Annotated in this window: 8 protein-coding genes and 1 riboswitch; of the genes, 2 read left to right on the top strand and 6 right to left on the bottom strand. The window is 60.4% G+C overall.

Annotation, left to right across the window (positions count from 1 at the left end; all coding sequences use genetic code 11):
• From thiC to AAC083_RS18080, 4 genes are all read right to left on the bottom strand, one after another.
• The coding region (gene thiC / locus AAC083_RS18065) for a phosphomethylpyrimidine synthase ThiC (protein WP_308810980.1) at positions 1–1,594 on the bottom strand (1,594 nt) is incomplete at its 3' end.
• 289 nt (positions 1,595–1,883) lie between these two features.
• A riboswitch (TPP riboswitch) is annotated at positions 1,884–1,997 on the bottom strand.
• 105 nt (positions 1,998–2,102) lie between these two features.
• Positions 2,103–3,581 carry a beta-barrel pore-forming toxin aerolysin gene (gene aerA, locus AAC083_RS18070; RefSeq protein ID WP_108535501.1) on the bottom strand — a complete coding sequence of 493 codons (1,479 nt, stop codon included), beginning with the start codon at positions 3,579–3,581 and terminating at the stop codon, positions 2,103–2,105.
• 301 nt (positions 3,582–3,882) lie between these two features.
• Positions 3,883–4,344, bottom strand: coding sequence for a hypothetical protein (locus AAC083_RS18075; RefSeq protein ID WP_108535502.1), 462 nt, complete (start codon positions 4,342–4,344; stop codon positions 3,883–3,885).
• Positions 4,345–4,460: 116 nt separating this feature from the next.
• A complete protein-coding gene (locus AAC083_RS18080; RefSeq protein WP_108535503.1) occupies positions 4,461–4,883 on the bottom strand; it encodes a hypothetical protein in 423 nt (140 codons plus the stop codon).
• Between the two features lie 90 nt (positions 4,884–4,973).
• On the opposite strand from AAC083_RS18080, the gene AAC083_RS18085 reads away from it, so the two are divergent.
• Together AAC083_RS18085 and AAC083_RS18090 are read left to right on the top strand one after the other, a co-directional pair.
• The gene (locus AAC083_RS18085; RefSeq protein WP_042037922.1) at positions 4,974–5,642 is read left to right on the top strand and encodes a response regulator transcription factor; all 669 of its coding nucleotides are present in this window, start codon (positions 4,974–4,976) and stop codon (positions 5,640–5,642) included.
• Positions 5,643–5,697: 55 nt separating this feature from the next.
• Positions 5,698–6,927 (top strand): sensor histidine kinase, encoded by a 1,230-nt coding sequence (locus AAC083_RS18090; protein ID WP_108535504.1) that lies wholly within the window; start codon positions 5,698–5,700, stop codon positions 6,925–6,927.
• A 119-nt stretch (positions 6,928–7,046) separates the two neighbouring features.
• Here the strand turns inward: AAC083_RS18090 and rimK are convergent, their stop codons facing one another.
• Both rimK and AAC083_RS18100 read right to left on the bottom strand, forming a co-directional pair.
• On the bottom strand, positions 7,047–7,943 hold the full coding sequence (gene rimK / locus AAC083_RS18095) for a 30S ribosomal protein S6--L-glutamate ligase (RefSeq protein WP_108535505.1): 897 nt from the start codon (positions 7,941–7,943) through the stop codon (positions 7,047–7,049).
• Positions 7,944–8,182: 239 nt separating this feature from the next.
• A partial coding sequence (locus AAC083_RS18100; RefSeq protein ID WP_308810981.1) for a vitamin B12 dependent-methionine synthase activation domain-containing protein occupies positions 8,183–9,329 on the bottom strand: 1,147 nt, incomplete at its 5' end.

Here is a 9,329-nt window from a genome sequence, read left to right on the forward strand (position 1 = left end):
GCTTCACATCCTCCTTGTTCGGCAGCCCCAAGTGCTCCTTGGGGGTGACGTAGCAGAGCATGGCGCAGCCATACCAGCCGATCATAGCGGCGCCTATGCCGGAGGTGAAGTGATCGTAACCCGGGGCTATGTCGGTGGTGAGCGGGCCCAGGGTATAGAAAGGCGCCTCGTGACAGTGCTCAAGCTGCTCCGTCATGTTGCGCTCTATCATGTGCATGGGCACATGACCCGGCCCCTCTATCATCACCTGCACATCGTACTCCCAGGCAATTTTGGTGAGCTCGCCCAGAGTGCGCAGCTCGGCGAACTGGGCCTCGTCGTTGGCGTCATAGACAGAACCGGGGCGCAGACCGTCCCCAAGCGACAAGGCCACGTCATAGGCGGCGCACAGCTCGCAGATCTCGCGAAAATGCTGGTAGAGGAAATTCTCTTTATGGTGCGACAGGCACCACTTGGCCATGATGCTGCCACCGCGCGAGACGATGCCGGTGAGGCGCTTGGCGGTCATGGGCACGTAGCGCAACAAGACGCCGGCATGGATGGTGAAGTAGTCCACCCCCTGTTCGGCCTGTTCGAGCAGGGTGTCGCGAAACAGCTCCCAGGTGAGGTCTTCGGCGATGCCGTTGGTTTTTTCCAGCGCCTGATAGATGGGCACTGTGCCGATGGGGACCGGGCTGTTGCGCAGGATCCACTCGCGGGTCTCGTGGATGTTGCGACCGGTGGAGAGATCCATGACGGTGTCGGCGCCCCAGCGGGTGGACCAGACCAGCTTCTCCACCTCCTCTTCAATGCTGGAGCTGACCGCCGAGTTGCCTATGTTGGCGTTGATCTTCACCAGGAAGTTGCGGCCAATGATCATGGGCTCGGTTTCCGGGTGGTTGATGTTGTTGGGGATGATGGCGCGGCCGGCCGCCACTTCGTCACGCACGAATTCGGGGGTGATGTTCTCGGGCAGGCGGGCGCCGAAACCCTGACCCGGATGCTGGCGCAGCAGCAGCTCGGATCGCACCCGCTCGCGGCCCATGTTCTCGCGGATGGCGATAAATTCCATCTCGGGGGTGACCAGCCCCTGACGGGCATAGTGCAGCTGGGTCACCCGGCGACCGGGCTTGGCGCGGCGGGGCTTGGGCAAGTTATCGAAACGCAGGTGATCCAGCCCCTCATCGGCCAGGCGCTCCTGGGTGAAGGCGGAGCTGAGATCATCGAGCGCGGCTGTGTCCCCCCGCTCCAGCACCCAGCCTTGTCGCAAGCGCGGCAGACCGAGGCGCACATCGATGACGGCATGCTCATCGCCATAGGCACCCGAGGTGTCATAGACGGGGACAGGTTCATTGGCTTCGAACTGCGGGTGCTCTTTGCTGCCGCCGACCAGGGTGTCGGCCAGGGCGATTTCACGCAGCCCTACCCGGATATCGGGGCGAGAACCTTCGATAAAGATGCGGCGGGAGTTGGGGTGAGCCATCCCCTTGAGGTTGTCGATAAAGCGCTGGGCGCTGGCGCGCTGCTCGCGACGACTGGGGGCTGGCTTGCGCGGCTCGGAAACAACCTGCTCGGATACGGCCTGTTCAGTGGCGGATGATACGGAAGTAGACATAGCAAAACTCTCATTAACTGATTGAAGTTATGGGTGTTTGCTTGTCTGGAGTTCGAGGAGAAGTGATGAACTTGCGGCGGGGTGTTCACGTCAGGAGGGAGTGCGCGCGGGATGGTTCTCCGCTGTGCTGCGCTACTGCTGTCCTGCGGCTTTCAGGCCAGCAACCCGGAGCCCTGATGGACAACCGGACGGGACAGACTCCCTCCTGTGCGCCCTGACCCATCTCGGGTGATCCCTTCGATGAGCGGGGGCTCTGCTCTCTGTAGCGTGACGCCCCCGGCGCGGTAACCCGCAAGTTACCCTTGTTTCCCTTCGCAGGTTTTAACCTGATCAGGTTCCACGGATCCCGAATTAACGGTCTCAGCTTTGCGTCGTTCGACGGTCAGCACTCCGACAAGATGGCGCCAGTATAAGTGGGGAAATGGAAAGCACAAGCCTTTAACAAGATCGACCAGTGCAAACAACAACCGGGCCATGGGCCCGGTTCTCTTACTGCAACACACTGCCATTATTGGTTGGTAGCAGGGGTCACACTGAGGCTGACATTGTTGAAGCCAAGCCCGGAGAGCTCTTGTGCATCGAGCGGGATATCCAGTCTCAGACCCTGACCGGCACCCAGGTTGCGAGCACGGCTCGAGTGGCTGGCGGCAGCGACCGGCACGGGAGCGCCGATTTCGATGTTGCCGGCAAACTGGCTCTCGGCACTGAAATCACCTGTGATCCCGGCCCGAGCCGGGCGCAGCACCCTGGCCAGGTTATTCTGCATGGTAGGCAGACCATTCTGCTGTATGGTCCAGTTCCAATCCCACCACTTCACTTCACCCGGGATATAACGCTTGTCCCACTGGTAACGGATACTGCTGGCCTTGTCCTTGTATGGCCCTATGACGAAGGTGTGGTTCCAGTTCGGACGGTTGTCCGGATGGGTATACCAGGCATTGCCGCCCCAGCGCAGGAAGCCGCTCATAGTCAGGTCATAGCTGATATCGGCCTTGAACTCGTAGGGGTAGGAGATGTCGGCCTTATAGAGCTCTATCTTCACCGGGATCTTGGAGTGGGCCGGTACTGTCGGGCGCACGGACTGGGACAAAGAGGTGGTGGTCGAGCCCCCGTTCTGGGAGGCCCAGGACTGGTTTGCAGCAATCTCGATGGAGAGCTCGGTTTCCCCCACCAGCGGCCACTTGAACTTGTTCTTGGTGGTCACCTTCTCGCTCAAGCCATAGGTGTTGGTCTTGGACCAGTTGGTGGCAGTGTCGTAGCGCAGGGTAACGTCATAACCGGATTGAGGCGTGTCGCTGTCGTTGATAGCCCACCCCACTACGGTCTTGACCAGTTGGCGGTCAGACTGGGTCACATCGCCATGCTTGAAACTGTCAGGATCCAGGTTGTAGGCAAAATTGCTCACCTTGATGGAGGTCTTGTCACCACAGCGATAGCCGTCACAGCCACCATCATTGTTGCCACGGATCACCCAGCCATCGCCATCACGGGTCACATCCATGTCTTCACCGACATATTGACTGTGATTCCCCCCTACCCAGGCATAGCCGAGATAATGGGCCAGATAACTGGTTGGTTTGATGAAATTCGCACTGTCATGTACCAGCCGCCATTGCACATCAACTTCATCACCATCTGGAAGATCCAGGGCAGACAGATTCGGTATTTCTCCGGTGGCAGGATTGGTCGGATAACACCAGGTATTGGACGCTGTTCCTGGTTTTATTTCGCCGTTATAACCCGGACCCATAATGACCCAGCCATTGGCCAGCCCGCTTATTTGCCATTGTCCCATCATGCCGACAATATTGCTTTTAACGCTCTGCGCCTCTTCTCGATTGACGGGGCGATACTTGTCGCCACAGACCTCTTGACCCAATGAAAACAGGCGAAGCTGGTCTGGGTAGACGGGCTCTGCCGCTTGAGCCTGCGCCATCAGCAGGCCAGATATGATTAATGACAAGCCAGTTAGCTTTAATTTTTTCATAGCAACCCCTATATATTTAACATTGGCATGCATTCACCAACTTTATATATCAGCGGGTGGCATGTAGGTATAACCGTATCAGTCGCATCAATCTCATTATGCGATCAAACCCACACTTAAATATATAAAAAGAATTAATCGGAAGATATATTCAGCATTGCTTTATATTGAGCAATGTAATATCAGAGCGTGCGCTCTATTATTTCATTCGTCACTTAATAACATTTAAGAATCTCTTAAAAAAGAGATTTCTAATTTAGCAATTTAAACATTTTCCAATTAAGTGACCAAGGCCTTGGCATTATTTCTGCTCATCCTCCGGATTCGGGATCAGTATCTCGGTCACCTGACCCGCTTCATCACGGGTCAGCACCAGGGTACGCCCCGGTTGCAGATCGGCCGAGCCGCCGTTGAGCCAGCGGGTACCCGCATCGAATGTTATTGTGCCCAGCCCCTGCAATTGCAACGCATGACCCGTCACGGCGAGCAAGGTGCCCTCCGCCCGGCGCCACTGGGCAGCCGGTTCTGACTCAGGCGCGTGTCCATAAAGGCGAATATGTTCGGCGACGCCGTTGCGACTCAGGATGGCGAGCTTCATACCGGGCTTGAGGTCGGAAAACTGACGCCCCCCGGCCAGTGCGGCGCTGCCAAGCTCGAGCTCGGCGCCTTGAAATTGCAGCCGAATGCCATCGTTGTGTTCCAGCGCCACCAGCCACAACTCGTCAGCGCCTGCCTGCGCCGCCCAAAGCGGCACACCCAGCATCCATGCGCACCATTTTCTCGATTGTTCCATCTTCGTTCGTCCCTGAACAAAAAGCCCATGCTGGACAAGCATGGGCTTCATTCGGGAGCATTTCTAATCGAGAAGCAGAGATCGGATCAGTCATCCTCGCGGCAGCGGCTAAGGCGCATGCCGTCAAACTTGCACTCCAGCTCGAGCCAGCGCCCTTCAAAGGGAGCCAGGCTGTTGTCCGAGGTGGTGTAACCCCAGATCCGCCCAGCTTCGACCGGCCCTTCCAGATCCATTTCGCCCTTGTCATCTTCGTCCAGTGCTTCGACCTTGCGCACATAGCGCACACCGTTCTCCACGCCCCCCTTCATCTCGACCCAGGTGCCACCGAGATCGTCCTCGCTCAGCCCGTCCTTGAAGCGGGTCTGGTCGTCGATCACGAACGGCAGGCCGTTGACCATCAGCTGGCCCAGCTGCCAGGTGGTGCGGCCGGTTAACTTGAACTCGGCCGACTGCGCAATGCCAAGTGGCAACAAGATAAACAGCAAGAGCGCGCAGAGAGACTTCTTCATCGGGGATCCTCGGGGTTACACTGCCACACAGGATGGCGCGTCCAGTGTGAGACGAGCGTGAAATGCCAGTCAAAACCAGGAGATCAAAACATGAAAATACTGGTGGTGGAAGACAATCCTCAGGTGGCGGAAACCATCATGGATTACCTGGAGCTGTCGGGGCACAGGATGGACTGTGCCTATCACGGTCAGGCCGCGCTGCAACTGTTGGCGGAGCAGCGCTTCGACGTCATCATCATGGACGTCATGATGCCGCGCCTCGATGGCCTCAGCACGGTGGCCCGCCTGCGTGAGCAGGGGATCCCGACCCCTGTGCTATTTCTCACTGCCCGCGACAGCCTGGATGACAAGCTGGCAGGCTTCAAGGCGGGGGGGGATGACTATCTGGTCAAGCCATTCGCCATGGAGGAGCTGGAGGTGCGACTGCAGGCGCTGGCACTGCGCGGCCCCCGCTGCGACATGGGTGCCCTCAGCGTGGGCGAGCTGACGCTGGATCCTGCCAGTAGCCGCGCCACCCGCGCCGGGGTCGAGCTCAAGCTCGGCAAGATCCCGTTCCAGATCCTCACCCTGCTGGTGCGCCGCGCCCCCCATCTGGTGAGCCGTCAGGAGGTGCTCGACACCGTCTGGGGCGATGAGGAGCCCGACTCCGACGCACTGCGCAGTCACATCTACGCCCTGCGCAACGCGCTCGATAAACCCTTTCCCACCCCCATGCTGGAAACCCTGCACGGTCAGGGCTATCGGCTGGTGACCTCATGAGACGAACGACGCCGCACATCGGCCAGCCACAGGCCCGGCATAAAGGGAGCCCGCCATGAGCCTGCCCAGCCTGCGCCGTCGCCTGATCCTGATCCTGAGCGGGGCTGGCATGCTGCTGCTGATCATCATCAGCCTGCTGATGCTGGTGGCCGAAGACAAGATGGAGGAGCTGAGCCTGCGCCACTGGCTGGAGGCGGAAGTGACACGCTACAGCGATGACTGGCTGCGACTCGGCCCGGCTGCGGCCGCCCCGAGCCCCAGGCAGTTCTCCAGCTACTGGACCGAGGCGGGCCGCCTGCCGAAGTGGCTGAAACCCTACCAGACCCCGGGCTTTTTCGAGCACCAATTGGGCAAGGAGGACAAACACTTTCTGGTCACCCGCCACCCCTCGGGAGATGGCCTGCTTTATCTGGTGTTCAACGACGATGCCGATGACTATCTCGACCCTTACGAAGACAGGTTGCATCTGGCGACCCGGCTGATCGGGCTGACCCTGCTGCTCGCGTGTATCGGGTTTGGCATCTGGCTGGTGCGCCATATCACAGGGCCACTGCAACGACTGCAACACAGGGTTGCCCACCTCACCCCGGATCAGGCGGATTTCGAGCCTGACGCCCCCTGGCAGGAGCTGCGGGATATCGAGCTGGCGCTACTGGCAGGCAAGCAGGAAGTCAGCGCCGTGTTTGCCCGCGAACAGGAGTTCAGCCGCTTCGCCAGCCACGAGCTGCGCACCCCCAACATGGTGATCCAGGGTTCTGCCGCCCTGCTTGGCAAGGTGACGGACTTGCCCGCGCCGGCAGCCCGCGCCACCCTGCGCATCCGCGCTGCCGCCGACGAGATGGCGCTGCTCACCGAGACCTTCCTGCTGCTGGGCCGCAAGGAGGCGGTGGAGCGCCCACTGCAACAGGTCACTCCGCTGATCCGCCAGGAGCTGGCGCGTCTGGCTCCACTGCTGCAGCGGGAGACGCTGGATATCCGGCTGCATCTGGATGAGGAGAGCGAGGTCAATGCCCCTCTCTCCTTGCTCGCCATCGCGCTCGGCAACCTGCTCAAGAACGCCCTCAGCTATGCCGAGGGGCATATCGAGATCGAGCTGTGCGGCCCCGTGCTCACCATCAGCAACCCGACGACGGCAGCGCCGGATCAGATCCTCGGCTACGGCTGCGGCCTCACCATCATACAGCGCATCTGCGAGAAGCTCGGCTGGCAGATAGAGACACGGCTGGAGGAGGGTGTGTTCAGCGCCCGACTGGTGATGATCACCACCGACCTCACGGAGGCATAGCTCCCCGCATCCCCCGCCCGGCTCCCCGTTTATGCCAAAAAGCGGAAGAAGGGAGGCCAGAAACGACAAGGCGCCCGAGGGCGCCTTGTGTTAATACCGCGATGCAAGCCGCCAGCGGCTCATTCGGCAGGCTTGTTCTTGCGGCTCGCCTTGAGCTCCAGGAACTCGATGATCTTGCCCGCGACATCCTTGCCGGAAGCCGCCTCCACCCCTTGCAGGCCGGGGGAGGAGTTGACCTCCAGCACCAGCGGGCCACGGGCACTGCGCAGAATGTCCACCCCGGCCACATCCAGCCCCATGATCTTGGCGGCCTGCACCGCAGTCGCCCGCTCTTCCGGGCTTATCTTGATCGCCTCGGCCGTGCCGCCACGATGCAGGTTGGAGCGAAACTCCCCCGGCTGGGCCTGACGACGCATGGCCGCCACCACCTTGCCATTAACCACCAGACAGCGAATGTCGGCGCCGTTGGCCTCTCGGATGTACTCCTGCACCAGGATGTTGTTGTTGGTCTGGATAAAGGCCTCGATCACGCTCTCGGCGGCCTTCTGGGTCTCGCACAGCACAACACCTATCCCCTGGGTCCCCTCCAGCAGCTTCACCACCAGCGGCGCCCCGCCCACCATGGTGATGAGGTCGGGCACATCGTGGGTGCTGTGGGCATAACCCGTGATGGGCAGACCGATGCCATGGCGCGACAACAGCTGCATGGCACGCAGCTTGTCGCGGGAACGGGAGATGGCCACCGAGCTGTTGAGAGCCATGGTGCTCATCATCTCGAACTGGCGCAGCACGGCGGTGCCGTAAAAGGTGATGCTGGCGCCGATGCGCGGGATCACGGCGTCGTAACTCTCCAGCGCTCGTCCTTCGTAATGAATGGAGGGGCTGTGGGAGGCGATATTCATGTAGCAGCGCAGGGTGTCGAGCACCTCGACCTGATGACCGCGCGCCTGTGCCACCTCGACCAGACGGCGGGTGGAATAGTTTCTGGGCTCACGGGATAAAATGGCGATCTTCATGAAAATTCCGCTAGAAGGCAGTGCCTGGGCAGGATGGGGCGGGAGAGTATAAGGTGCCACAGCGCCAAGACAACGCCAATTGTTTCTCCTGACAACAAGACAAACCACACAGAACTGCACACTGCAATCCCGTTGTCACCGATATGTCAAACGGCGGCTCCAGGCTGGAGTGTCCACCAGCCCAAGGATGCCGCCGTTTCTCGTCAAAGATCAACCTGTGTCACGGGGGAGATCACGATTCAGTTCAGGTTTGGTCCCAGCCAGCGTTCTGCTTCTGCCAGGGTCATCCCCTTACGGGCGGCGTAATCCTCGACCTGATCCTGCTGGATCTGCGCTACCGCAAAGTATTTGCTCTCGGGGTGGGAGAAGTACCAGCCCGACACGGCCGCCCCCGGCCACATGGCGTAGGATTCGGTGAGCTGCATACCGATGGCCTGCTCCACCGCCAGCAGTTCCCAGATGCTCCCCTTCTCGGTGTGCTCGGGACAGGCGGGGTAGCCGGGGGCCGGACGTATGCCACGATAGTTCTCGCGGATAAGCTCCTCGTTGCTGAGGGCCTCGTCGGGGGCATAGCCCCAGTGAACCTTGCGTACCTGTTCGTGCAGATACTCGGCGAAGGCCTCGGCGAGACGGTCACACACCGCCTGGATGAGGATGGCATTGTAGTCATCGTGATCGGCTTTGTAGGCATTGGCGATGGCCTCTTCGCCGATGCCGCCAGTCACCGCGAAGGCACCGATCCAGTCGGGCTTGCCGCTCTCTTTCGGCGCTACATAGTCCGCCAGACAGTAGTTGGGAAAGCCCTGCTTCTCGCTCTGCTGACGCAGATGATGCAGCACTTTTTTCACTTCGCTGCGCGACTCGTCACTGTAGACCTCAATGCTGTCGCCCACGGCATTGGCGGGGAACAGGCCGATCACCCCAGCGCAACGCACACTGCCATCGCGCTCGAGTTTGTCCAGCATGGCGTTGGCATCGGCAAACAGCTTGGTCGCCTCCTCGCCAATGATCTCGTCTTCGAGAATGCGCGGATACTTGCCCGCCAGCTCCCAGCTGAGGAAAAACGGCGTCCAGTCGATGTAGGGGCGCAGCACGGAGACGGGCACGTTCTCGAACGTCTGTACACCCGGCTCGCGGGGCTTGGGCGGTTGATAATTCACCCAGTCCAGCTGCTGCCGGTTGGCGCGGGCGTGGGCCAGGCTGACCGGCCGGGATCTCGGCTGCTTGCGGGCATGCTGATCACGGGCAACCTCGTACTCCTTGTCGATGCGGGCGACAAACGCAGGCTTGAGTTCCGGGTTCAGCAGGCTCTGGGCCACCCCCACCGCGCGAGAGGCGTTGGAGACATAGACCACGGGCTCCGAGTAGTTCTGCTCTATCTTGACC

The organism is Aeromonas sp. HMWF014 (assembly GCF_963878295.1).
Lineage (GTDB): Bacteria > Pseudomonadota > Gammaproteobacteria > Enterobacterales > Aeromonadaceae > Aeromonas > Aeromonas popoffii.